We start from the raw sequence: 26760 nt of genomic DNA, 5'->3' as shown, positions 1-26760 counted from the left end.
CACTGTTCAAATCAGTGAAATGAGTGGATGGTTTTCAAATGTTTATGAGAACTAAGTGGCATAATGTGCCAAGGGAATAATCGTTTGCATAATTTATCGCCAGCAAACAAGGCTCTATATTGTTAGTAACTCCTTCAAGTTGAATACAAAGTAAACTGTGAGGACAGCTTTACGAGGTGAATATGTTAACTGCTACTTATTTGCTTGGTAAAGGTCAAACATTTGCACATGCAATTATTTGTGATTAACCTCACGCTTAGTGGTGCTTTTTGTTTAATGTGTAAGCGATTCAAGTTGTTGGTTTATATAGTTAAATGATTAATACGATAAAGTTAAATCATATAACCCCCTAAATGCCGCGTGTGTAGTGGCATTTAGGGGGCTTCGATCTGAATCCTAGCTGATGGTGTTTCTAAAAGCTAAAGCTCTATCATCAAGTTTAATTCTCACTAAGTTTTTGTTGCCATTGTATCCATGCTTTGGCCATATATACCCCAATGAGGTTAATAGGGATTTTAAGAGTTTGGTTGCTCGGGCCTGTGTACATTCCTCATAAAACTTTACTCTTGGAAGTACCTCATGAAAATATTCATGGTTGTCATAAATTTTTCGCGATATTTCAAGAACCTGTGGACGTGAAAGTCTAAGTTTTTCATCCCGATTACTATATTCAGAACTCTCAAAGATCATTGAATTCAGAATCTTGGCAGGTTCAACGAGGTGTTTTGTGCTTTTGTCCAGTTGACTAGTCCAGACGTGTTTGAAAAGCTGTTTATTCGTAAAAGACATATCAAAAAGAACATCTTCTTCTTTTACTGAACTAATCTGATAGTCACGCATGATCTCGAATCTCTTTATCATCGCTTGCTCTTTAAAACCTACTTGGTTTGTTGCCATGAGCCTGTCTACTTCTGTTTGCGTGGTTAGAGGCGCATCCAAGATTGCTTGTATTCGACTCTCTTTGTCCAATCCATTCAATACATTGAGCTGATTTTGTCCCTTCTCCAATAACTCATGGGTGGTTGTTAATATTTGAACATTGAATCCAAGTTGTTTTAGCGCCCATCTCATACTTAATGGTTGGTTGCTATTGAACAGTTTCCGCTTGTTAACAAATTCTAGATTCAATAGGTCACAATCTGAATCAAGAAAATTGTTTTGTATTGGCTGATAGTCGTACATAAAATTTGATGTTAAATAGAACGTTATTTTCGTGCTAGTTCTGAACCTCTTTGAAAAATTAATCAGTTCTTTCACACCCAGCGTGAGATCACTCACGACGTTCACATTGTCTGTATAGTCACTTTCTATCGAATAACCTGAAGCTAGACATGGAGATGCGAAAATCTTGTCGTATTTCAAGCATTCCTTAGAAGGGTTTTCTAGAAATTTGGCTTGTTCTGATGAGCCTTTGTTAGCACCTGTAATAACAAGTGTTTTCTTACGTAAAGCTACTTTTTCGCATGGTTGCCCAGAGCTATCTTTCAATCCCAAATCTATCATTACAAGTCTGAGTGATTTGAGAGTGTCAAATAAAATGACCTTTTCATTTTTAAACTGTTTTCTTGTATTTGTGAAAACATGGAGCTTGTCTGCAATTGTGACGTTCACATTTTTGTATGGATTATGTGTTGCTTTGATAACCTGAATGTTTTTGCCTAGTTTTTTCAGCCAACGTAGAGTTGTGTCAGTAATATCAGCGTCAGCAACAACAACCTTGGGAGCCCTCTTAATTGCTTTGCTCAAGATTTCAAAGACTTCTTCTCGCGGCATTGTATTGTTGCTGTTTGAGCAAACAGTCGAAGTGACTTTTTCAAATTCATCGATAATAAGTACGTCGCAACTAAGTACGAAAGACGCTATGTGATCTTTGTAGCTACTGTTAACTACAACTCCAAGTGCATCTGCATTTTCTATCTCATATAAGGGCGCTTTTTTATAGGAAATTGCATCAGTCATTTCACAGAACTGTTCAACTAGTGGAATGAGATATGAAAGATACACGATACGCTTTTTGTTATGAGCAGACTTCGAGATAGGTTGCAGTACATTTTTAGTTTTCCCTGTTCCTGCTCTACCTAAGAGTGCATATGTGTTGTACTTTTCAGAGTTAATGTAGTGGCCCACATCCGCAAAAGTTTCGACTTCAACAATATCGTCAAAGTTGGAGACTCTAGTTGCCTCTATGAGTTCGCTTTCGTGCGACGCTTCAAGTTCCTGTAACTTGGAGAGAAGCTTTCTGTAACTATCATCGGAGCCACCTGGAACAAAGTGATTTAGGCAAGCCTCGGCTGAGTCAAACCGAAGCGGGATTTGCTGAATTAAGTACCTAGAAAGGAATGATGCCAAATCTTCACTTGGATGTATCTTGTAAGCTTCAAATAAGTACTGAAATGAATGGTAGCTAGAGTAGTCAACGCCCGTTACTACATCAATAATATGCTTTTTGTCGGCTTTGAAGTTTTCAAGCATTAGAGTCGAGGAAGCCTCTGGAAGTGACTGAGAATCGATTGCAAACCGTATGTCTTTTAATCCTGCTTGTTTATATGATCGGTAAATTTCCATAATGTTTTTTTGACCATATATTGGTGCCACGATCCTTCTATCTGATGAAGAATACTCAACACCATTTGATACGAGAATCGTGACTTTATCGAATGCATGACCAGTCATGACAATGTGTTCTGATGTTGTTGATTTATTAGTAATTTTCATATTTACCTTTTTATAGTTATTTTCGTTTTTACGTGGTGGAAATTGTTTAAAATTGGCCCTTTAGAATGAACCATAATCGATAGATTCAAAGAGGGACTCTTTGGAGGGTTTACTACTGACATTTATCAGCAAAGCGTTGCCTTTAGTAAAAGGGGGCACTTTGAAGTGTTTATATATAAATAAGGGAAAGTGTCCCTATGAGCAGTTTTCCAAAACTTCGTTTTGAATTGCTCGAGATGCTTATATTTTGAGCATTCGACAAGAAAAGGAAGGCCTTTTAATGCACTAAGAGTTTTCAAAGCTTTTATGTTGCGGTTTGAGTTTGAGTTTGAGTTTGAGTTTGAGTTTTGTTTTAAGGCTCTTCTATAGATAAGTTTGTTCATGGTGGTTTACCGTTGATTTGGTCAAACCTTAACGTAGATACGGTTCTGACACCATATACTACTACTTATAAAATCAATGGCTTAGGTGGTTTTTTAAACGTTGTTATTGTTAATCAATATGTTACGGATTGTATTTTTTCAAGATGGTTCACATGTCTTGCTTCTTAAAGGGCCACTTTCTTCTGTATGTATAAAATAAGTTCAAAGTGCCCCCTGTTTTAAAGTTCGCCAAAGCTTAGCTGTAAACTAAATCGATATGTTCATGAGCATTGCTCATGGAAATTTTTTCTGTAAATGATGCCCTAGGCATGATTTTGTAGTTACATCCTTTGAATAACGTATAGATTAATTTATGTGATCTGAGTCTAAATATTAAAACCTCATAGAAACTAGATACTATTTTCATTAAGAAAGTTATGAAGCAAGCTAACTGATTGAGTTAGATGTATAAGTTCATACTCAATCTAAATTTTAGTATTATTAGATTTAATAAACTAGATTAAGTTACTGATTTAAAAGATTAATATCCATTACTGCTAATTGATAAAGCAGTCAATTTTAGTATTATTTACTACGAAAGTAGGGGGGCTCCTCTACCATTAATCAATTTGAGGTAAATAATATGAAGAAACAAAAGCTCACACTAATTAGAGGCATTCCTGGGTCAGGAAAAACAACAATGGCTTCAAAACTTGATGCCCGTTTGGTCGAAGCAGATATGTTTTTTGTAGATAAAGATGGTAAGTACAGCCATTGCCCGCATTACATTAAAGATGCTCATGCATGGTGTCGACTTGAGATGAAACGTCTTCTAAGAGCTGGATATGATGTTGTCGTAGCCAATACCTTTATTAAAGGCTGGGAGCTTCAAAGTTACATCAATGCTACGCAGAGCCTTGATATTGATTTGGAGGTTGAGGTTATTGAAGCTGAAGGGAAGTATCAAAATATACACGGTGTTCCAGACTGGACTGTTGAGCGAATGAATCAGCAATTTGAAACATTTGTACCAAAATCAAGCCAGAGCTCACTTAATACTAACGTGTCTACGGAGGTATAAGTATATGCCTGTAAAAGACATAGATTTTTTCTACAGAAAACATATTCGTGCGGCTAGAAAGGCAGCTAAAGGTCTCTCAGGGTTTGATAGGGCGGAAGCCATTTATATTTATTTTGAATATGAAACGCAGCACCCTCATGCGCGATATACATACGACCAGGAAATGATGAATCGTCACTCTGATCATCAATTTCCAATTGATTTGATGAAAGTCATGAGCTCATTATCTGCTACAAATGACTGGCTTGACCTAGATAGTAAACCAATACTTCTGATTGAATAACTTCATTATGGCTACTCTGAGATTGTACAGAAATCAATACTGATCATAGTGGATGTCAGAGAGCATCGGGGGGCCTCATACGGGAAACCAGCTCTGGTTTTATGGTGTTATCTTCTTATCATTATAAGGACATTACACAACAGACCTAATTTTAGTGGGGTATCAGTTAATACGTGATGAGGTACATTATTATTGAGTCATTTCAACTTTAAAAATTCTTAACATCCCAACCCAAATTTAAGAATTCTTAAATGGATTAAGAATCGGTAAGAATTTTCCCATGAGCTTCGCTCAAGAACCTGTCGATTTATTCAAAGCACCGCTTTGGTGGTGCTCTATAAGGGTTATATCGCCAATTAATCTGACGTATCAATGGAGTCGTACATGACTTGTTGGACATCGGTTTGAGCTACTATTACCCTGTTATAACAGTCATTTTTTAAGGGATTGCCAGTGGATACGTTGTTTCAAGTGATTTCAGATTTGCATGAAGAGTTTAGTGGAACCACTATTAAACAATTGGTTAACCCTGACGCTGATATTGTGATACTAGGTGGGGACATTACGCATGGGGTAGGGCTAGCAGAACTCGCTTTTCAAGCTGCTAAATCAAACCCTGACATTGAATTTATCGTGATTGCTGGTAACCATGAGTTTTATCCTCAAGGTTTCGATTATCTTGATTATTTGAGCTGTTTGCCTCTTTGGAATCAATTAAGTTGCAACTTGCACTTTCTCGAAAACACGTCGGTAGTTATTGATAAGTATGATCTTGAGATATTTGGAGGGGTTGGTTGGACAAACCTCAGTGGGCTAAATGACGTCAACACACTTTCTCTACAGATGAGAATCAATGATTTCAAGTACATAACCGTGAATAATCAAACTTTGACACCAACAAAAATGAGGGAGTTGAATGCTAAGTTTAGGAGTTCTTGTATTGAATCTATGTCTAACTCTCTAAAAAATAACAAGCTGGTTGTTTCACACTTTCCACAGAGCTTTGAACTGAAACATTCAGGCTATCCAGTTGACCTTTTAACGTGTTATTTCTGCTCTGACGACAATGAGTTAATCAGAGAGTTAGCTAGTCTTGGAGTAACTGTTATGGTTAGTGGACACACTCACGATAATTTTGATCGAATTGTTGAGGGCGTAAGACAGGTTTCAAACCAAGTCGGATACCCACATGAAGACGGGTTTGAAAACAATCTTATTAAGTCTAGAAAGTTACATACGCTGCTAAAATCCTAATGAGGAAATACTACTGCGCATGCGAGCCCTTCAACTCATAGTTTTCTTACTTGCTAAATAGAGCGGGAATTAAGGATCTATAAGATTGCTTTGGTAAACAAAAATCGTTGATTACTTCTTTGACTTGTTCGTGGAAAAACTGATTCACAGAGTTTTCAAACTAGTACAACTCAGATTTAGCCTTTGCTTGCGTACTCTCTATACATTGAACATTTGAATTTGAGTTTTTTGATTGAGTTTACTTTGAGAATAACTAGTAGGCTGTCCATGTTAGTAGTAGCAATAGAAGTGTTGAGATGTAGTATGAATCTCTCTATATGATTGTCACTTGATATATGTAAGTGCATAATATATCAGTAAATAGAACTATTTTAGAGAATTTAATCATGTGGCAGTTAAAGAGTTATCTTTTGTTAAAAGCTATATCTGTTTTACGCTGGGCTATACGTAGAATTAAATCAATTACCGATACCTCAGATGGTAATAACAGTGAGATGCTTTACCTGGCACCTACGATAGTTGAGACTCCAAATGATTACGACTATTACTTCCATCAGCTAGATTACTTCATTAATGAGTGCTCAAGTAATGTACAGGAAATAGCTCTGACTGGGCCCTATGGTAGCGGAAAATCAACACTATTAAGAACCTACTTTAGTAAGCGACCTAGCTTGAAAACTAAGTTTGTATCTTTAGGGACTTACTTGCCTTCTAAAGATGAAAAAAAAGTAGAAGACTTAGAAAAGGCAATTGCTCGACAGTTACTTTATCAATATAGCGGACTAGATGAAATCGGCTCAAGGTTTAGTTTTCCTATTTATAAAAAAGGAAAAAAGCTATCTGCATATATGCAAGCAGCCGTTCTGATTTGTTGGGGTGTATTGGCTGGGTATGGTATTTCATTGGGGTTAAAGACGTCATTAAACTTGCTATACAATGTTTTGCTGAATGCAGACTGGGTTAACATGAAGGTGTGGGGGATTAGTTTCTTTTTCGCTGTTCCGATTTGCCTTCTGGCCGATGTGTATAAGTACTTGTCTAAAAATAGACTGTCTAGTATTAACCCAAAAGAAGGTAGTTTCGATTTTCAACCTACAGCAAAAGAGGGGACGTCATTTAGTTTACACCTTGAAGAGCTTTTGAGGTTTTTTATTGCTACAAAGACTGATGTAGTAGTGATTGAGGATCTAGATAGATATGAAATTCCTGAGGTTTTTGAAAGTCTGAAAGAATTAAACAATATCGTAAACAAAAGCGACCAAGTATTAAGCCCTGTGCGGTTTGTATATGCTGTTCGTGATGATATCTTTCAAGGGAGCGGTAGAGCAAAGTTTTTCGATGCAATAGTTCCGCTTATCCCTATTATGTCGCCATTCAACTCATATGAAAGATTCAAACAATTGTTTGCAGATCCCGCAATAGCAACTCAGTTAGAACCTGTCTTAAGAAGAGTATCTGTAGCAGTACCTGATATGCGTGTGTTAAGGAATACAGTGAATGAGTTCAACTCATATAGAAAAATTTTGAAGACACAGAACTGTCAAAACAATTATGCCCGATTGCTGTCATTTATTGTATACAAAAACCTTTATAGCCATGACTTTGCCAAGTTATATACAAATGATACCAGTGCGATTGATCAAGCCGTTAACGTTAAAGAGAAGATCCGCCAACAGCAAGAAAAAAACTTAGCTGAGCAATATAACCAGTTACTTCAACAAGATAAAAACTCTTCTCTGGAACTTTTGCAGGATGAACAAGAGTATTTTTGGGTATTATTGGGGCAGCTATCAAGAGCTTTGAATGTGGACGCAATAAGGCTAATTTCAGGGATTGAAACTAAGCAGATGGAAACAGAGGAACTTGTTAACCTTATCCACTCTGACTCACCGCATTTTAAGCAGCTGACTGTCATTGTTAACGGGAACCATCAAACTAATAATTATCAGTCAAAGCAGTTAAGAGTCCCTGCTTTAGACCCAGAATTAGTGCAAAAAAGACTGAGTAATATTCGTGGCAAAAACACGGAACTAGCTGAGAAAAGGCAGCGCGAATTATCTAAAATTAAACAAATGTTATTAGAGACTAGATCTATGACTTGGCCTTTATCTGAAGCAATGGAACTGATGCCAGATGAAGAATGGGTTCCTCATGATATGCCTGTATTAAAGATGTTACTTCGGGATGGTTTAATTGATGAGCATTACGGTTTGTACCTTAATCATGTCCTTGAAGGGAGGCTTACAGATAGAGACTTTGCATTTTTACAAGCGTTGCGAGATCGTCAAGAGTTTGATTTGATGTTTGAGTCTAGCAATTACAACGAAGTATTGTCATACCTATCTGACAATGATGCTTACTCACCAGCGGCTCAAAATTATGGATTGTTGCGATTCCTTTCTAGTTCTGAAGAGCATTCAGTATTACGGAATAAAATTATGCATATTCAGTTCATTGAGCACGAATCATGTGCTGAGCGCTTATACAAACTTCGAGGTGTTCTACCTGAATGGAACAAACTTTTATGGCCAACTGTCATCTCAGATCTTTTATTTAGCATAAAAAATCTACCAAAAGTCGATGGTATTGAGTTGCTCTCTGACTTAGTTAATCATGTGGAAGATCTCTCTACCGAGGAGAAATCCCTTGTGCAACTTCAACTTAAAGAAGAGCCATTATTACTAGAGGCGATAAGTAGGCACTCTAATCCCCAAAAAACTATTGAATCATTTAAGAATAAACAAATAGTGATCAGTAGCTTGGATGAAGCTCCTCATCTTAGATCATTAGTTAGAAGTTCTATTGAATTTGGTATTGTCGAGCTAAACTCAACAACGCTACAGTCGGCGCTTTCTGCTTATTCAGAAAAACATATTAGCTTACCAGCATCCTACAAGTTAATAAGTAAGTTCGAACAAGTTAGGTCATTTGTTGATAGCGATTTCACAAAGGAAGTGGAGCTGGCTAGCACAGGAAAGATTATTAAATGCCCCGATACTTTTATTTTAAAAGTTCTACAATCAGAGCTAAGTGAGGAGGTAACGCTTAGTTCATTGAAGCGTATTGAATTTGAGTTGGTGACCTTAGACAAAGTTCCTCAACAGTATTGGGTACCATTAATAGAAAGCCATAAGTTACAGATTAATTGGTACGTAGTAGAAACTCTGATTAAAGTGACAGAAGAGGAGAATCAAATTGATTCAAACTGGTTATCAGAACTCTTAGCCGAAAAAGAAGTTAAGGAAAAGCTAGCAAATGACACCTCTAACTGCTCATATGAGCAAAATCAAATAATAAAAGCCTTTCTTATCGAGTATACCAAAGACTCAGAAACCTTTACTTATTATGCCAGTCTTCTTAATTTGAGTTTTTCTAATGAAGAGCTAGTTGAACTAACACCATCTAAGCTTAAGTCTTTTGTACATAATGAAATGATAGAACCATCATTAGAGCTTTTCGAACTCTTGCAGCAAAGTGATGTTGATAGCGCCTATTTTTTGATTGAGAAGTACCCAGAACTAATTGAGCAAAAAAGTTTTGAAATAGATGAAGATGATTTTTGTGCTTTGCTTCCTAGAGTAGAGTTGGAACATAGGAAGGTTTTGCTATCAGGCTGGACTGATTACTTGAACGCCTCGATTCCATCTGAGTATTGGTTTCCAATGTTTGCACAAGAAGTTGTGGTAAAAGCTCCATTTACAGGCCTTATAAAGAAAAAAAATGGAAAAGACTTAACACGACATTTAGCTGAAATTGGGATTAAAAATGTAATTAAGCTAAATGAGAGTCAAATCGTAAAGTTTCTTGAAAGTGAGAAAGTTACTCTAAATGAAAAGCTTAACCTGATTATTGGTCAAGTACCTCACCACAAAGGCAAAATTGATAGTTTAGCCGAACAAGCACTTGGTTCTGAATGGCCCCTTAGTGTTAACTTTTACCCTTATAACCCTACTGTTTACGCATTGTTGATGGTTTGCATAGAGTACGAATTATTATCTTCAATAAGATTGTCGGATGAGGGGGTGAAAATCAATTCATTCAGAAAATAGGTTTGGGATTAGCTGTAGTAATTCAGACCTGATCTGACAGTTACCCACTTTTAGACTCGGTGCCTGTCAGATTATATCTGGGCTAAATTCTTTTCAGCCCAGATTGATTTACCATCCTCTAATGTCTCTATTGGCGTTCTGCCACAGCACATTTTTCCTTGATGGGTACGATGATTGTTGTAGTAGTCCATCCATTCGTCCAGATCTTTCTGTAACTCTTCCATCGAACCATACAGTTTCTTTCTGAATGTGACTTGGTAGAACTCATTCAATATGGTCTTGTGGAAGCGTTCGCAGATACCATTTGTCTACGGTGACATCGCTTTCGTTTTCGTGTGGTCGATATCATTGATGGCTAGATAGAGCTGGTAGACATGCTGATCAACACGACCACAGTATTCAGTGCCTCGGTCAGTCAAGATTCTCAACATTGGCAGCTTATGATTCTCGAAGAACGGCAGAACCTTGTCACTCAACATATCTGCTGCCGTGATTGGTGTTTTTGTCGTGTAGAGCTTTGCGAACGCTATTTTGCTGTAGGTATCAACGAACGTCTGCTGATAGATACGCCCAACACCTTTAAGGTTGCCAACATAGAATGTGTCTTGAGAGCCTGGGTGTGCTGTTTCTATCTCACCACAAGCTTCATCATCATGCTTCGCGTTCTAGAGCAGCGACTTGCTCTTCCGTTAGAATGATACCGTTCTCAGCAACTTGCTTTTCTAAGGCAATGAGGCGTTTTTTGAAGTTTTCTAGGTCGTTGTGAAGCCAGATTGAGCGCACGCCACTTGGAGAGATAAAGACCCCCAGTTTACGCAGTTCGTTGCTTTCGCTATCTGGCAGGGTAGTCGATGGCGTATTTTAGGACGGCTTGTTCAGTTTCACTATCGACTCGGTTCTTTAAGTTTGGTGTTCTTCTGCTCTGATTAATCAGAGCATCAATACCGCCAGTTTCAAGTGATAAAACGTGTCTCGAGAGACACCCATAACCTTGCAAGCTCTAGATACATTGCCAAGTTCCTCTGCAAGATTGAGAAGCCCAGCTTTGTGTTTGATGATTGGATTGCTAGTATGAAGCATGAGAGTTACCTCTATTGTCTTTGATTAGTGATTAAGTACCTTTAATCAAAGTGGGTAACTCTCTTCTTTTCAAAATGAAGTGTCAGATCTAGTCGGAACTGATACAACTAATGATCCTTGTTGTCAAAAAACAAGTCGCACGTCGTATAAAAATTGTTGTGATAACCTGTCGCTATAAACGTGTAGTGATCCACCTCTCTCTCTCGAAAAGCTTCTATAAAACTATCACGAAGACCTTCGAATACACCAGCGCCTCTCATATTAGAAGCTAAAAACTCGTCATCTGATGTTTCACTTTCAACCAATTCAATTAATTGCTTTTTTGCGTCTTTACACCATTTCGACATGTGATTTGTCGAGTTTGAGTATTGATCCAGAGCATAAATAAATTTCTTATATTCCACCTTATTTCGTCTAAAAAATGGAACACTTTTCATTATAGCTCTCTGATCTATGCTTTCACTTGTAATTAAGTGTGCCCACTTGTCATTGTTCCTCAAAGACTGACGAAACAATTGATTAGTAACTCCACAGACACAAACATAGTTGACTGTATCGAGCATCAATAGCTTTTTTACAAGTAGATTGAACAACCCTTTGTTTCGCATTTCTAAGTCAAGAATTTCAATACGTTCGATTGCAGGGCAAGATTTCTGAAGAGCTAATATGGCTCCAGGTATTGATGAATCAAAAAGTTCAGATTCTCCAACCTCTAATAGCTCTCTTGGCATTTTAAGTGGGCTTCTGATTATAAGTTCGATTGAGTCATCGATATAATTAAACGCCTCGCGTGGATATGCCGACATTGAGAAGTTTTTAACAATTTTCTCAACTGTTGTTTTTACATCATTCATATCTAGAGCTCCTTAATAACTTCAGGACTCAAGAGTGCCAGACTGTCGGTGTTTGTCAATAACTTCTTATAATTCAATTATTTAAGTTATAATATCTCTGAGTGTGAAATGGTGGTGACCTATTTAAATCAAATGAACTGTTCAATGGGAATGTGAGTATACGACCCAACGATTAAGTCGTGTTAAATAGTCAACTTCCTTTGGTCTAAAAGTACGGGTTAGGCTTCTGAGGTAGAAAGTGTAAGAGGCTAAAAATCATTCTGACGCGAAAGTGGACAAAAGCTTGTCAGTGATTTTGCTAAATTAGAAAACCATCAATAACTACAGGTATGGTAAAGGCTCTCGTGCTTAAATAGTCAATGTGTTTAAGAAATCGCAGCTTGCTATCAATGCTCGTAACAAAAATATGGCAGCAAACGTTTGCACTCAGTGACGCCTTTTGGAGAGAGATAAGCTATACGAAGCATTGGTACAAAAGTTGAAAACATTCTTATTGTACAGTAACTTACAATATTCCTTTTAGGGCATACTTGAGTCGTTCAATGGATAGTGGGGATAAAATGGGATTTACTGTGGGTAATAGTGAGTCATTGCTAAGTGCAATAGACTATTGTGACAATGATATTGTTTTCTTGGTCGGTTCACCTCTTTCTTGCACTTATGGAGATGTTAAGGGTATTCCTGGTGTTAAAGATATGCTTGAACTTATTGAAGCTAAAGTATCTGAAAGGAAGAGAACCCATGACTCTTATCACAAAACAGTGGGGCATATTCAAGCTGATACAGAAAAGTATCAAGCTTCTTTTGACTTTTTGAGGCTAAATACTAGCCCGAATACTGTTAATGGGATAATTCGTAGTGCCACATTACAAGCAGTATCCGAAAGTACGCAAGAGATAAACATTAACAACATTGAAGCACTAGAAAATCTACAGAAAAAGGTTGAACTATGGTCTATCCCTCCTGCGACTCAAGGGTTAGCTGACGTTCTTCATTTTTCGGATAAAATATCTAATATAGTATTAACACCCAATTTTGACCCTCTGATATCTATTGCGTTAACCAAACTAGGACATTCACCAACACGGACAGTCCTTCATGGTGACAGCAATCTTGAACAATTTCAGTCTAGTTCCAATATTAACATCGTGCATTTTCATGGACATTGGTTGGAGGCGGATACCTTACATACATCAGATCAACTAACCATAGATAGACCCTTACTTAAGCAATCTCTAACCCGATTGCTAAATAACAAAACGCTAGTTGTTTTGGGGTACGGAGGATGGGATGACGTATTCACTCAAGCTCTTTTCTCTATAATTAAAGATAACGGAGCTAACTTTGATATTTTGTGGTCATTTTACGAATCAAATGAAGACGTTATAAATAGCAAATACGGAAAACTTTTAGAATCTGTAAAACCAGCTCTTCAACGAGGGCGATTTAAGGTGTTTGGCGGTATTAATTGCCACGAGTTTTTGCCTGAGTTGGCTAATGAGAGTAAACCTGATGAAGCCGAACCCAAGAAGGAAGTTATCACTCCATTAGTGGAGCCAAATGATGTGCCTAGTCATCAACCTCAATCATTTGAAGATAAAACTGTCGATATTGCTCCCTGGGTTCATTATTACGATACTGCTCACAATGTAATAAGAACTACTGAAAGAAGTTATCTTGTTAGTTGTTTAGATGAGAACAAATGTATCAATTTGATCGCTGAATGGGGTATTGGGCACAAAGAGTTCGTATGTACACTAAACTCTATGGATGACTACGCAGAATCGCAAATTTATCGAGTAGACTTGAGTGATGTCCGAAACAAAAGCGCATTACTAGAGAGAGTTGAAACTGAATTGGGTTTACCTCTACAAGTTTTCATTTCTAAGTTACCGCGTCCAAGACACGTTGTCTTTTTTGACAATGTTGAAGGAGTTATAAGCAACTTTGCAGAATCTTCAGCATTTATATCTGAACTCGAAAAAATAGTCTCAATCATAACTGACTTCAATGATAACTCACGAGTTATTGTTGCCAGTAGAAAAGCTATAAAAGGGAGTTTTACTAATTTAGAACTATCTCGCTTAGAGTCATTTGATACAAAGGCATTTATAGCTAATCATACAAGTGCCCCTAACAACCTTGGCTCACGAGATATAGATACTATCATTGATATCGCAAAAGGTGTGCCTACCACAATAGAGAGTTGTTTAAGAGACTCGGAGTATTTTACGTCAGAAGAATTATACGAAGAGTATTTCATGCCTGAGTCATACAATTCTAGCAGTAATGATAGTTTGCCTGCGGAATTAGTTAAACGTGTAGAGTTATTAGCTGATAGCCAAGAACAGATGCAGAAACGAGCATACAGCCTTCTAGAAACACTTGCAGTTTTAGAGTTTGGCGATACTTTCACTAATCTAAGAAAGAGTAATAGTGGCTTTTCTTACAATAAACAACATCTAGAAATTCTTATAGGCTTAGAATTAGTTGAGATAGAAAAGGTCACCAAAACATTGTTGGTTGAGCCTTCTAGCACTGGTGAGATCAAGATTTTGAAGCTACCAGCAGCAGTTAGAAGTTATGTCTACAGTAAGCTCACAGTTGGGGCTGTTTATGAAATTTCTAAAAATGTGGCGAATGTTCATCTCGGTAATGACTGGAGAAACGGAAAAATTAATTTCTGCAATTTGACAGAAGCTCAGTTCTCCGAAAATGACAAAATAGCAGGTAGCACGCATATGTTGCTAGCTCAACTTCTGAAGTGTGCAATTGAGTTAGATATTGGAAGAGATATAGACGCAGCGTTTAGAGCATGTAGAGAGTACGCACTAAAAGTATCAGATGTAGGAAAGCACAAAGAAGTAGTGTCTTTTTCCAAACAAGTCAGAGCCTTGGCTAAGGAATCAGATAAGATCAAATCATTAGCATTTTTCTACTTGGTAGAAGGTAGATCGTCTAGGATGCTTTCTGATTATGATCATGCTGAAAAGTTATTGAAAAGCTCATTAGATGACGGTGAGTATCTTACGAAAAAGGAGAAAATTCGAGCAATGACTAATCTAATGTTCCTCTATGAGCGAACAGAGGATAGCAGCGATAAAGCAATCGAATATGCTCAAAAAATAATCAAGTTAGATTCATCCGATGCAGATGCTAAGTTAACCTTGGAGTTTCAGTCAAATACCAGTGACATTAGTAAGTTAAAAGCAATGGAGGAGAAATTTAGAAATAAACAACGCTATGGTGCAGCAGACAATGCAGCGATATCACTTAGCGATTTAGAAACAAGTACTGCAGCTAAAGTTCGCTGGTTAGATAGAGTTATCTCTTGTCCAAGTAAAAATCAGTACAACAAGTTGAGAGCCGTCACTAGAAAAGCAAAACTTTCATTGAAAGATAGTGAGTATAAACCGTCTAATATCGAATTAAATTTGTTACATTCATGCTATTTGTTTAGCTTTTCGCAGGGAATGTCTTCTCTATTTAATGATGCTCATAGAATTCTATGGAAATATTATACGACGATTAGACATTACAACACTTTATTTAACTTATACAGACATAGTTCTTTGTACTGGCGTATCTATGATGACCTTAATAAAGAGAAGACGTATAGTACTTTAGTTACCAAGTTATTGGGTAAACTCTTACCTAGCTCTATCGATCTAACAGAGTACGAAAATGCTTATGCGGTTCACCGAGCGAACTTACTTACTGAGCCTAAATAAATGATTGACTTCCCTGTATGTCTAAGACTTTAAATGAGTTAGACATACAGAACCGTCGATTTTGTGTGGTTTAATGAAGTTACTGTAAAGTAAGTGTTTTAATCTGTCGGGTAAAGCGTACAGCCCCCAATACTTCCATTGCTATTCTTTTGCATTAAGTTATTGAGTTTTCATTTTTTATATAAAGTACTGCAAATCACTTTCATGACAATGTTTTAGTTGCACATAAGGATAATTAATAACTTAGACTTTCCCCCCGTTGCTTTACGGGATATAAGAATTGCTATCGCTAAAACACTGGCGGAACCTGCTTGCAGGAGTTCACTGCGAACCGCATTAATAAAATGGATAACTTTTAGTAGAGCAAAAGTGCATGAACAGGATGTGAATGAGTAAAAGGTCTAACGCATAAAGGGGCAGGAATAATTTAGGAAACAGGTTGTTTCCCTGTGATCACCAAGCGATTCTGTCGTATCGTAACTACCAAGCGACTTTGTCATTCGCTTAATTACCGAGGGAAATTGACGGTCTCTATTTTTACGTAATCCTTTGACTAGTGCTACGAATTAGTCAGGGGTGTATAGGATGATCGTTATGGATACTCAATCTCAGCTTACCGTGGATATCATCGCAAAAGTTGCTCTCGGTAAAATCTCAATTACTAATGCCTCTAAGCTCCTCAAGAAGTCTCGCAGAACCATCGAACGTTATCTCAGGCGATATCGCTCTGATGGTATCCGATTTGTGGTTCATGGCAACACAGGAAGGGCACCCGCTAATAAAATCCCCATTACCTTAAAGCAACAAGTTCAAGCTCTTATAAAGACCAAGTATTACGACTTTAACATGCTTCATCTCGCCGATATGTTAGAGGTATTTGAAGGTATCAAAGTAAAACGGGAGACGCTTCGTACCTGGGCACATGAAATCCATCATGTAAAACGAGCCAAACATCGACGTTCTAAGGTAAGAAGACGACGTGAGCGTATGGAAGCCGAAGGCTTAATGCTGCAAATGGACGGCAGTCCGCACCTTTGGTTCGGTGATAAAAAATCCTGTCTTATCGCCATGATTGATGATGCAACCAGTGAGGTTCATGCGGAGTTTTTTCCTTCAGAAACCACCGAAGGATGCCTCAAAGTAATGAAAACTTATATCAAGAAAAAAGGTCTTTTTAAGACTCTGTATGTCGATAGAGCTGGCATCTTCGGTGGACCAAAACGTTGCCACTTCTCCCAGATGCAACGAGCCTGTGAAGAGCTGGGTATAGAAATTATTTTTGCCAATTCGCCTCAAGGCAAGGGTCGCATCGAACGTGCCTTTGATACGTTCCAAGATCGTCTAGTCCCTGAGTTAAGGCTGGCTGGGGTTACTGATATGATCAGTGCAAATAACTACCTACAAAATACCTTCATCCCTGAGTATTGGGCAACGACCCTCACAGTCAACGCCAAATTAATGCGCTCTGAGCATACACCCGTTCCGAAGTACCTCAACATTGACGCGATATGTATTCAAAAAGAATATCGAAAAATCCGTCGAGATCATACCTTCAGTTACGCCAACGCAATGTATCAAATCACCTCCCCATTACGGCACTCTATCGTGAGTCAACAAGTCGAATTACGTAAGCAACTTGATGGTGGTTTTACGGCTTACTTTGCTGACCGAGAGTTATCGATTAAAGAGCTTACTGAGCCTAGCTCTAGGAAAGAATACGGAGAAGAGGTTCAGAAAAAGATCGAGGCTATAGAGCTTGCCAATGAGTTAGGGAATGTTAGAGAAGCGGCCCGACAAAGCGGTTGTTCTGTCAAAAGCATTCACAACAACCGTCAATTGCTTGAAGCCCATGGCCCACTTGCTTTGAAACGTCTGTATGGTCAATCACACAACAATAATCGCATCGATGAAAAGACTCGAAATATCGTCATCTCATTAACACTCAAATCGCCTCACCTAACCTCTATTAGGATAAGTGGTGAGATGAGAAAGCGTTTTAACATCTCGATTAGTCACTCAACAGTAAGGAACATCTGGCTTGAAGAAAAGCTGAATACAAGAGAGTTACGGGAGGCACGTGCCGAGGAATCAATTATCGAATAGAAACTAATCTGCAATAGTGGACTACTATGAATAGAGCAGCGACAGAATCCTTCGGTATTTAGACCGTCAACCTCCCTCGGTAATCACAAAACAGGTTGTTTCCCAATTTGACAGCTTGATAAAACAGGCTGATTAAAATTGCATTTGCCTCCTATCCAAACTCATTTGGGGGCATAAGTTAGTTAGCGAGAGGAGAACTTACATTGAACGGCCAATCTCAGACGGAGGTTTGATCTGGATGTTTAGCTGTGAGTACTCGGAGCGATTATTGTTAATTCTTAGCAATTCTTAAGCGAATTAAGAATTCTTAAAAAACGAAAGAAATTTTAAGAATTCCAATTATTAACTGCTTTATCAATGTTGCGATGTGTTTACATTTTAAAATACCGCCTGCGGCGAAGTTGCCAATATGTTTTTCTTCCTTTTCTCTAGTCCTTGTCTAGGATAGGAGTGATCTTTGTGAGTCATCTCTTGAATGCTAAGTACATCTTCGTCTGTCAGACTTCCAAAAATATCGGCTTCGATCTGATTCTTTCTTGACTTGTTTGCGACTTGATATTTTACGTGCACTTGCGATGCGATAGTGTCGTTCAGCATCGAGAAGTCCGATAGAGGTTTGTGAAGAGCCTTCTCGTCCATGCCTTTAGCTCTAAGAATTTCTTCAAGTCTGAAGACTGCTTGCAGTAAAGATTCTGCTTCAAATGCCGTAACTCGATCGACAGATTCAATTTCACCAATTTGCTCGCAAACATGATGGATTGGGGCAGCGAGACTATGTGTGGTAATTCCATGTTGTAATTCTACTTTGTCTCGACCTTTTTGGACTTCTCTTTGCTTTCTAATATTATTTTTGTATGCAGCAACCTGGCAATAATCCTGGAGTGCACTGAAATGAGTATCCTTCAGTTGCATGATTTCAGGTTGGTATAGCTCAGTACCAAACATCTCGAAAGCTTCTTTTTTTGAAACTGGCTTTTTCGTTGCTAAATGCAGCTTAGCGCTCAATATCACGCCGCTCTCGTCTTTAACTTTCTTTCCGTCCTTTTTCACTGTGGCTCGAATGTGTAATGAAACTTGTTTTTTATCATTCGTTTGAAGCTCATCAATGTGCTGGAAATCTGGCTTTTGAATTTGGTAATGTACAGTTAAATTATCACTACCCTGCATTTTAATGTCATTTTTTAATTTGTATTCAAGTTCGATTATTCGCTCTTTATTATTCATGCTTCTAACCATTTTTATTATTTTTATTGGTATTTAGATATATTAATTGGAATGAATAAATATAGCAATGATTCTTATTGATAGTTGACAAATAAATATTACCAATTAGTAAGGCTTAACAATTTACTTTCCTATTGTTGTATTAAAGTTAATATTCATCTAGTTGAGGTTTTCTCTATTTAAATAAATTTAGTGCGAGTAATTATTATAAACAAAAAATATAAGGTAATAATTAATAATCAACAAACAAAGTTATGAAATTTAAATATAAATAACGAATTATCAATAATTTAAAGTTCGCAGGTTTATTGTAGGTATATTGATGGACTCTTCCAAACGGCAAGGCTTGTTCGCATAAGCTATTTCAGCTACACTAAATCTAAGGTAAGAGAGGGATTAGTCGGATTGAAAAAGCCCCTCCACCCGCGCTGCCATCGCAAGATGCTTCGGGAGAAGATAATGCAGAGCGACTGCGAAAAGCGTATAAAAAGGTAATCTGGAGATTCATCGCCCCTACTCACAGGGGCGTTTTTCGTTTATAGGGAAGGGGATAGGTCATTTGCGATAGTTCGTGCTCTAGCAGTGCTCTTTGTCCCGTCTCCTGAGTCTTGTTTGCCTTTAATGTGCATTTCGAGGTCGATAGTATCAATGACTTCGTTTTTGCGGCCATCATGATGATATTCTTGATTCTCAGTAAAGCCGAAGAGATTTTGGTAGTCACTATCGAGAAGTACTTCTGCAAACTTTATATCTGTCGATGGTGGGCGCACTTCCCGAGTGTCAAATCCAAAAAATTCTAGAATCATATCGATAAACATCTCGGCCCATTTTAGCTCAAGATAAGCACGATACTCGGGGCCTGTCATTCTCGGTGTTTCTTCGAGATTTTTGACTGCAAATCGACGACTGACAATAAAAACTCCATCTTTTCGATGAGCTCTAAAGTTTCGTTTCTTACGCAGCATTTTGAGAATATGTTTGGAGAAATGAAGTTCGTCCATTTTGACTTGAACATCGTAAACTTTTTTGCCCAACAATCTTATGTCATCAAGCTTCTTGAATGCGATGATGTCCTTTTCTTCATCATCTCTCATCCTGGTTTCACGAGCTGATATTTCTTTCGCAATACCAAGTTGCTCATCGGTGATATGAGACAGTCTGTCCTTGATTTTTTTGAATCCAAACTTGCTTTGCTTTCCTAGTTTTGAGGCTGAACAGATAAAGTTCTCACCGCTTTGAGCTTTGATTCTGTATGAGATGCCTTTGATTGCGCCATCTTTAGTGTATGTAAACTGAACGCCGATACTGGCTTCTCGTAGTGCCAGCATCCACTCAGACAGAGAGGGTTTTAATTGGGTTTCCGTGAGGAGTTGGTCATGCACAACGTTTAAGCGCCTGATGATGTCATTTACATGAGGTTTTCTTCTGTCGCCCTGCTCAGAGTTGTTTGGCACCATTATATAGTCGCCATTCTCCTGCTTTTCTGGCTTCATCAAGTCGCCTGGGCTTGCTAGACGGGTTAGGCCAAAGTCTAGCTCTATCTTTCTAATGATAGGGAAGGAGCGCTCGTGTTCTTTCCAGTCGGGAATGACTTTGTTAGTAAGCGTGTCAATTCGACTGATAATAAGATGGACATGTGGGTTGGACTCTTTTGCATGCTTGAAGCAGATCCATTTACAGTTTTCGTATCCAAGGCCTGTCATGAATTGTTCTGCAACCTTGGCCCATTGGTGATTTGCCATATCTTCGCCTTCGGGGTTTGAGAGCACCCAGTGCTTCAAAGGACGTTGGCATCTATCGTTTCTGCTACTAACTTCAATCAGCTCTTCGATCACATCATCCCAGTTTTCAACGGTCGCGTTGGGTCTAAATATCATCTCGTCTGCTGAGAGCATCTCATTTGAAGTGATGAACTCGCTCACACTGCCTTCTTTTGTGTTCGCGCTATATAGAAGCATTTGTTCTGCGTTTAGTTCGGTGTCATCGATGACCTCAAGAGGGACGGCGGCTTCCATGCCGCCTTTACCCGATCTAGACACATAACGCATCATTTGGACGACGTCTTTTGCAGTCTGGACAGTTTCTTTAGGCTTGCATTCAAATCCAATCATGCATCACCTCTCGCTTTGCTGTTCTTAAGCTTATAGCCATTCACTACTTCTTTAACTTCATCAAGTGATAGATTATTGATGGCGAGTGAGATGATGGTGTCGGTGCTTATGTCGCCTTTAATTTCCTCGCGAAGCCCCCTGATTTCATCTCGAAGACTTACTGTGTCTTCAACGAATACTTTCATGTGCCCATTCAGCTGTTCTCCCCGATGTAAAGAGTGCATCAGTTGGTTGAAGTTGCTGAAATAACTTCGTGAGCTTTTAAGAAATTCTAGCGATGTTTTAGTGATTATTGCTTTAGGCTTAATTGCGCTAAAGACGCAGTCTCGAACATAGTCTGACTTATACTTATACCCAGCATCTTTGTATGCTCTCACTATAGCGTCGTTTTGAGCATTAGTGATTTTGCATCGTAGATCTTTACTTTGTTTAAGGTGAGCTTCTTTTTTAGGTGCGCCACCTTTGTTTTTGCTTTCTTTATAATCGTTATTGTTTTTCATAGTAGTACCATTTTTATTATTATTTTTTTTTGGTAGTGAGTTAATTTTTGGTGTTTGGCACTGTTGTTGCCATTTGAGGCATCAGTGTTGCCAAGCTAGGGATGCGAAACCCAAATAAAGTCGATTTTGGCACCAGAGGTGCCATTTTGGCCGTTTAACGGCCAAGCTAGCGAAAATTGCGAAGCGAATTTTAAAGAGCCAACGGAGTTCAAGCAGTTGAAGAGGTAGTAACGAAGTTACGTATCCTCTGAAACTCCAGCTTGCTAATTATTTAAATATTTGAAAAATAAGAACAAGCTTACTATTTGAATTTAGGGTAGCTAAAAAGCTTTATTCTTAATTGTTTTGCAGTGCGCGTGTGCGCTGAATTATATGTTTACTAATTTTAGATAAGGTGTTTTTCTTAAATTAGTTAATTACTAAGTTTTTAAAGAGCTATGAATAACCATTTATTTGTATTCATTCTTATATAATAAAGTTTAATTATTTACTAATCAACTGACATTGAAGTTTTTAATTGTTATGTATTAAATTTATTTTAATATTGCGCCTTTTTGATTTTCTAAAAACCATATTTATAAAGGTGAACATATTCTCAAGTGTGTTTGTTTTTAATTAATTATAACCAATTTTTATTTATAAACAACTAACAAAAGTTAGTCTTTTTCCACAATATTTTTATTTGAAATAAACAAAATTAGTTAAATGAATTATGTAGACGTACAAACATTGAAAAATTAGCGGACAAAATTAAGAGTCGAGTTCAAGAAGAGGGATGCAAGACCTCTAGGAATAGTTTGATTCTAAGTAATGCTGACGTTAATTTTGCTGCGGGCTAGTTCTCTAGTAGTAGGTGCAGGCTTCTATATGATCTGCTTGTGCTTAATGGAAATACCCTTGCGTGTAACAAATTACGGATAATTACACGGATTATGTAATTACAGTTTTTGTTGTTGGTGATAGTCTGCTTACAACAAATTAAGAGGAAGTCTAAATATGAACATGACTAAAGAAGAGTCCATTAGGTGGATTAATCATGCTATTGCATTTTACGAAAATTTGGGTAAGAAGCAGAAAGATCTCGCGCAAGATTTTGGTATTCCAGAATCAAGGTTGAGCGAACTCAAAAATTTACAGAAACCTCTTAAAGTTACGCCTAACCAAATAAGGCAAATTATTGATTTGTGTGGGTCACCTAAAAGAGATCCTGGTCGATTTGAGCTCGCAGAGTTGTACGATAGCTTAGAGTCGTTCTTTGAGCAGTACATACCTGTAACTTTGAATCGATTTCAGCGTGACGTTTATCAATACATGTCTACCCCCCGTGTTATTGATGAGGTTCTTAATAAGTGTTGTTTTGAATCGGCATCTAGAGATGACCAGATTGGAAGTGTAAACCAATTAGTAAAGTCCGATGAATTTGCGAAAGTTTGTAAAGATATTGAATTCAATAGAAAGGTAACGAGTTCCTCCATTGAGCAACTTTCTTCGATTACTAAGTCATATGGTTTTCAGAGTTCAGACAAAGGGACGTTTCATGTTTTGAGGCAATTGTGGTCACTCAACGGGGCGCTTGACGAGTTTCAATTTGGTAGTGAAACCAATCATGGACTTGACCTTATTGTACCAAAAACACCTATTGTTCTAACTGGAAAGCGAATAGCTGCATTTATGCCAGAAAATCTAATGCATGATGGGCCAGCGAACGAATTAGTGGGGAAAGAGTTAATCAGTCTAATTAGTGATTACCTTCCATCCATACGTGACCTGCCAAAATTGGATCATTGGAACACTGTACGTGTAGAGGTGTATTTGAGTGAGAATATGAACTATCACTTATTGATTCACATGTCTCACGGTAACTTAGAGCCATTAGACCTTTCTCATGAATCTACTATCCCCGAGGGTTTCGAATGGTGTAACTACGATGCCGCCGTTGGCGAACGTGATCGAATAGCAGTGATTAAGAATGTTAATACTTTGGATTTGTTTCGACAGATAGAAGAACTTAGGAAATGGCAAGGTTTAGAGCAAGATAACCTCTACGAACTTAAGCAAAACATAGCTAAAGCTGGAGGGCATATTCCTGGAGCTTACGTGCTGGTTTAATAACCAAGTCTAGGATGAGCAAAGGGTTATATAACTTCAAATAGCTAGGATAATAAAATGAAAGAAGAAAAAGAAAAAATTGGCCTTTTCATCGATGCCGATAACGCTCCAGCAAAAAAGATAGATAAAATCCTGTCTGAGCTCGCTCGTTATGGAGTTGTTAATATTCGGAAGGCATATGGCAACTGGAAAAACCAGAACCTTAAGGCATGGGAAGATGTTCTACACGAATATGCGATTCAGCCAATTCAGCAGTTTGATTTGACAAAAGGTAAGAACGCGACAGATATGGCATTAGTCATTGATGTTATGGATGTCTTATATACCAAGGATATTGATGTAATTTGTTTGGTTTCATCTGATTGCGACTTCACGCCTTTGGTTACTCGAACACTTGCAGATGGTAAGACCGTTATTGGATTTGGAGAAAGAAAGGCTCCGTCGCCATTTGTTAATAGTTGTTCTAAGTTCTTGTATCTTGATGACGACCCCAAAGAGGCTCGTCATCCAGTAGTAAAAGACAAGCAACTACATAGAGATACACGTTTAATGAATCTACTGCGCCAAGCAGTAGAGGCAACTGAAGAGGAGAATGGATGGGCTAGTTTGGGGCCAATTGGCAACCATATATCTAATCATGCCTCATTTGACCAACGGAATTACGGGTTCAAAAAACTAAGCGATCTGTTTGTGGCAATTGATCTATTTGAAATGAAAAAAATGAACGGTTCTGTACTGTGGGTGAGAGACAAAAAGCGGTCAAAGAAACAAAACTAGGGGGGTGTCATAGTGGCAAACTAGGTGAATATTTGGCCATGAATTTGGTGAGTCTCGCGGCGTACTTCATTTTTTGTCATCCTACTATACCTGGTGGTAAGTCTTAAGAATGTTAGGTACTTTCTTTCCCATATTTTCCCTTCATATAGAGAAGGGGGCGGGGTTCTATATATGAAAATTCTAAAGATGATTTGCCTTAACTATGTTGTCCAAGATTGTGTCTACGAATTCTTGTATTGTTAGCTAAAGTCCATGATTTTAGATTTAATCTTGAAGTACCCATGAGGAGAAGGGCTAAGTGACTCTATTCAGCCAGACGCTGAACAACAAGGAATATGTCTGGTGTTATAGTTTGGCCAAGATAAGGCTGTTACTAATAGCAAATCGCATAGAATAACCAGTGCTCGGGAGTGAAAATTTCTATTGAATCAAACTTCCTTCCTGCTCTAAATCGGAGGGGGGGAGCATAGGTTTTCTGACATAGCGACCCCCTATATAATTCGGAATCCTTCCCTTATTATCTCTTTTAGTAGCAGTGGCTAGCCATGGATCAGACGGCTAATGTGGATTCTCTTTCCCATGTCTTTCTTCAATTATATTAGTGGCGATTTTAAGTCCATTTACCAGCTCATTAAGCACACCTTTTTGCAGCCGATGCTGTCCTTGAATATTATCCCTATATTGGCTCAACTGACTAGAAAGCAGCCTCAGAACTGGCAGCTCTAATTGATCTTTTTCTGGATTATTAACTACACGGTACCTATTTATCATGAACCCTGTGAATTCAGCAATTTCCATGGGTTTCCACTGTATAATTGCTTCAGCCAGTCTATTGCTATCTATGTTATGAAAAAATGGCTGATGCTCAATGTTGCTTTGAGGCATGTAGATGGTTTTTCGCCAGTCTGTTAGGAAGCTACCTGTAATGTCTTCGCGTTGTTTAAGTCGAGAGCGTTCAGTAATCTCCTCGATTGCCTTATTAAAAAAAGGGGTGTTAAAGCTATTTGAGGAGTAGCTCCTGGTAGGGTAGCGATGTTGGTTAATTGTATCTAGGTCAATGGTGTCTGTATTTAATAGTCTGTTTACTAGCCTTTTACTAAGCTCTTCAATGTTTGTGCCTTCAAAATACCCTTGCTCATGCATGAATATGTAGGTATCACAACAAGTTATCCAATCTGACCAATTGGCTTTGGTAACTGTAAAGAGTAGGAGCTCTAATTGCTCAACGCCTTCTTCAAACTCCTCTTCAGAAGAAAAACTATAAAAGGTATGTGTTTTAAATATATCTATTGGGTTTGCTAACCTTGGTAATTGAAAGCGCTCTATAAACTCAAGTTCGCTAAGATCTGGTATAAGGTTAGTAAAGCAATATTCAGCCAAGTGCTCGGTACAAGACAAACCATTAAGTAGGGAAGTCAGCTGGTTGAACAAAGCTTGTTGCTGTTGATCATCTTTCGTTAGTTCTTCTACCTTACTGCTGTCACCATTACGTTTTGCTTTGGCTTCAGTTATTCGATAAGATTGCCACTTTTCTTTACTTCTAAGTATTGATGTAAAAGTATCCAGATCGCACTTGTTTGAGTAGCAATAGAGTGTAATAAGAACAATATGTTGAGTTAATATTTCGGTACACCTCCTTTTATCGATCCCTTCGATTTTGATAATTATTGCGACTAGTTTAATGATTCGGTTTATCGCTCGTTGAAGCACTCGTAAGTTATAGATATCTATTTTTTGGTTTTGTGCAAGGAAGAGTGCTTTGAACAAGTTTTCTTTAATCATTGGTTCCAATTGGCCATTATAAATATCAGTAATAATGGTTAATAGTTCTTCGTTAGTTCGAGTGAGTTTGATTACATCACTGAAAGACTTCTCAACTTTCGTCTTATCTTTAAATGCTGTTGCGTTTGCAACAGCAATAATTTTTATTTTGTTGTGTTCCGCAAATCGTAAACAGGTTCCCATAATTTCGGCGATCAGCTTCTTATCAGTCAACCTTTCTAAGTCATCGACTATAAGAGTCATATTGTTCATATTTTGAATGGCTTTTTGGCGTAGAAATCCTGTAGTACCAGATATAACGCCTTGAATTAATCCTGCTTCACTAGAATCTGCGCCACATATTCTTGCAAGCTTGCCACTAAGACCTGTTAACCCATTCAAATATTTAGACCCTTCCTCTTGATTAGATATGTAAAGAGAGACGATCTGATCTTGGAACTCCGTGACACTTTTGATACCAAAAGCTGAAATGTAGTGATAGTCACCGAACTCTCTAGGGGCGGATTCGATTAATGGGCGTAGTTCATTCTCGATTAAGTGAGTTTTCCCGATACCCCAAGCTCCATCAAGCAGAATTATAGGAGGGTGACTAGATTCTTTTAATTGTTCAATGATTTGTAGAGTTGTTTTACTTGTCATGACTACTCGTGATCAATTCGTTTTTTATAGTGTACCTTAATGGTTTAGTTCATACGAACCTGGTAGCAATACGATTTTTATTCAAGATCACGGTAGTCTGATTCAT

Annotated in this window: 14 protein-coding genes and 1 pseudogene; 8 read left to right on the top strand and 7 right to left on the bottom strand. The window is 38.0% G+C overall.

Features of this window, described 5'->3' with window-relative positions:
- Positions 1 to 396: 396 nt before the first annotated feature.
- Positions 397 to 2715 carry a hypothetical protein gene (locus OCU90_RS20660; RefSeq protein ID WP_061025533.1) on the bottom strand — a complete coding sequence of 773 codons (2319 nt, stop codon included), beginning with the start codon at positions 2713 to 2715 and terminating at the stop codon, positions 397 to 399.
- Positions 2716 to 3720: 1005 nt separating this feature from the next.
- Between OCU90_RS20660 and OCU90_RS20655 the strand changes: the two genes are divergently transcribed.
- From OCU90_RS20655 to OCU90_RS20640, 4 genes are all read left to right on the top strand, one after another.
- Entirely contained in the window at positions 3721 to 4158 is a 438-nt protein-coding gene (locus OCU90_RS20655; protein ID WP_061025532.1) for an AAA family ATPase, read from the top strand.
- A gap of 4 nt (positions 4159 to 4162) precedes the next feature.
- A complete protein-coding gene (locus OCU90_RS20650; protein ID WP_061025528.1) occupies positions 4163 to 4441 on the top strand; it encodes a hypothetical protein in 279 nt (92 codons plus the stop codon).
- Positions 4442 to 4894: 453 nt separating this feature from the next.
- Positions 4895 to 5695 (top strand): metallophosphoesterase, encoded by an 801-nt coding sequence (locus OCU90_RS20645; RefSeq protein WP_081090025.1) that lies wholly within the window; start codon positions 4895 to 4897, stop codon positions 5693 to 5695.
- A gap of 386 nt (positions 5696 to 6081) precedes the next feature.
- Positions 6082 to 9744, top strand: a complete 3663-nt coding sequence (locus tag OCU90_RS20640) for a YobI family P-loop NTPase (protein ID WP_061025525.1) — start codon at positions 6082 to 6084, stop codon at positions 9742 to 9744.
- A gap of 71 nt (positions 9745 to 9815) precedes the next feature.
- Here OCU90_RS20640 and OCU90_RS20635 read toward each other — a convergent pair.
- Positions 9816 to 10824: pseudogene (locus OCU90_RS20635) on the bottom strand (IS481 family transposase).
- A gap of 107 nt (positions 10825 to 10931) precedes the next feature.
- Positions 10932 to 11678, bottom strand: a complete 747-nt coding sequence (locus tag OCU90_RS20630; RefSeq protein ID WP_061025523.1) for a hypothetical protein — start codon at positions 11676 to 11678, stop codon at positions 10932 to 10934.
- Positions 11679 to 12220: 542 nt separating this feature from the next.
- Between OCU90_RS20630 and OCU90_RS20625 the strand changes: the two genes are divergently transcribed.
- Both OCU90_RS20625 and OCU90_RS20620 read left to right on the top strand, forming a co-directional pair.
- Positions 12221 to 15409, top strand: coding sequence for an SIR2 family protein (locus OCU90_RS20625; RefSeq protein WP_061025521.1), 3189 nt, complete (start codon positions 12221 to 12223; stop codon positions 15407 to 15409).
- A 585-nt stretch (positions 15410 to 15994) separates the two neighbouring features.
- Positions 15995 to 17512: an ISNCY family transposase gene (locus OCU90_RS20620; RefSeq protein ID WP_081090036.1), complete on the top strand. Its 1518-nt coding sequence runs from the start codon at positions 15995 to 15997 to the stop codon at positions 17510 to 17512.
- A 378-nt stretch (positions 17513 to 17890) separates the two neighbouring features.
- Here the strand turns inward: OCU90_RS20620 and OCU90_RS20615 are convergent, their stop codons facing one another.
- The 3 genes from OCU90_RS20615 to OCU90_RS20605 all read right to left on the bottom strand — a co-directional run bounded on the left by OCU90_RS20615 (position 17891) and on the right by OCU90_RS20605 (position 21347).
- Positions 17891 to 18736, bottom strand: coding sequence for a hypothetical protein (locus tag OCU90_RS20615; RefSeq protein ID WP_061026032.1), 846 nt, complete (start codon positions 18734 to 18736; stop codon positions 17891 to 17893).
- Positions 18737 to 19272: 536 nt separating this feature from the next.
- On the bottom strand, positions 19273 to 20847 hold the full coding sequence (locus tag OCU90_RS20610) for a relaxase/mobilization nuclease domain-containing protein (RefSeq protein WP_061026034.1): 1575 nt from the start codon (positions 20845 to 20847) through the stop codon (positions 19273 to 19275).
- Positions 20844 to 21347, bottom strand: a complete 504-nt coding sequence (locus tag OCU90_RS20605; protein WP_050648091.1) for a hypothetical protein — start codon at positions 21345 to 21347, stop codon at positions 20844 to 20846. The genes OCU90_RS20610 and OCU90_RS20605 overlap by 4 nt, the downstream gene beginning before the upstream one ends.
- Positions 21348 to 22343: 996 nt before the next feature.
- Between OCU90_RS20605 and OCU90_RS20600 the strand changes: the two genes are divergently transcribed.
- Complete coding sequence (locus OCU90_RS20600) at positions 22344 to 23456, top strand: hypothetical protein (RefSeq protein WP_061026035.1); 1113 nt, start codon at positions 22344 to 22346, stop codon at positions 23454 to 23456.
- Between the two features lie 57 nt (positions 23457 to 23513).
- Positions 23514 to 24233, top strand: a complete 720-nt coding sequence (locus tag OCU90_RS20595; protein ID WP_061026037.1) for an NYN domain-containing protein — start codon at positions 23514 to 23516, stop codon at positions 24231 to 24233.
- Between the two features lie 558 nt (positions 24234 to 24791).
- Here the strand turns inward: OCU90_RS20595 and OCU90_RS20590 are convergent.
- Complete coding sequence (locus OCU90_RS20590; protein WP_061026039.1) at positions 24792 to 26654, bottom strand: P-loop NTPase fold protein; 1863 nt, start codon at positions 26652 to 26654, stop codon at positions 24792 to 24794.
- Positions 26655 to 26760 lie beyond the last annotated feature (106 nt).

Origin of the sequence: Vibrio splendidus (genome assembly GCF_024347615.1) — a bacterium.
GTDB lineage: Bacteria > Pseudomonadota > Gammaproteobacteria > Enterobacterales > Vibrionaceae > Vibrio > Vibrio splendidus.
The sequence above is the reverse complement of the archived record's forward strand: the minus strand, read 5'-3'. Positions and strand labels throughout refer to the sequence as shown.

Coding starts and splice junctions, on each gene's coding strand:
- OCU90_RS20605 (WP_050648091.1), bottom strand. CDS start 21,347: ATGAAAAACAATAACGATTATAAAGAAAGCAAAAACAAAGGTGGCGCA.
- OCU90_RS20650 (WP_061025528.1), top strand. CDS start 4,163: ATGCCTGTAAAAGACATAGATTTTTTCTACAGAAAACATATTCGTGCG.
- OCU90_RS20590 (WP_061026039.1), bottom strand. CDS start 26,654: ATGACAAGTAAAACAACTCTACAAATCATTGAACAATTAAAAGAATCT.
- OCU90_RS20625 (WP_061025521.1), top strand. CDS start 12,221: ATGGATAGTGGGGATAAAATGGGATTTACTGTGGGTAATAGTGAGTCA.
- OCU90_RS20655 (WP_061025532.1), top strand. CDS start 3,721: ATGAAGAAACAAAAGCTCACACTAATTAGAGGCATTCCTGGGTCAGGA.
- OCU90_RS20610 (WP_061026034.1), bottom strand. CDS start 20,847: ATGATTGGATTTGAATGCAAGCCTAAAGAAACTGTCCAGACTGCAAAA.
- OCU90_RS20620 (WP_081090036.1), top strand. CDS start 15,995: ATGATCGTTATGGATACTCAATCTCAGCTTACCGTGGATATCATCGCA.
- OCU90_RS20600 (WP_061026035.1), top strand. CDS start 22,344: ATGAACATGACTAAAGAAGAGTCCATTAGGTGGATTAATCATGCTATT.
- OCU90_RS20630 (WP_061025523.1), bottom strand. CDS start 11,678: ATGAATGATGTAAAAACAACAGTTGAGAAAATTGTTAAAAACTTCTCA.
- OCU90_RS20615 (WP_061026032.1), bottom strand. CDS start 18,736: ATGAATAATAAAGAGCGAATAATCGAACTTGAATACAAATTAAAAAAT.
- OCU90_RS20595 (WP_061026037.1), top strand. CDS start 23,514: ATGAAAGAAGAAAAAGAAAAAATTGGCCTTTTCATCGATGCCGATAAC.
- OCU90_RS20660 (WP_061025533.1), bottom strand. CDS start 2,715: ATGAAAATTACTAATAAATCAACAACATCAGAACACATTGTCATGACT.
- OCU90_RS20640 (WP_061025525.1), top strand. CDS start 6,082: ATGTGGCAGTTAAAGAGTTATCTTTTGTTAAAAGCTATATCTGTTTTA.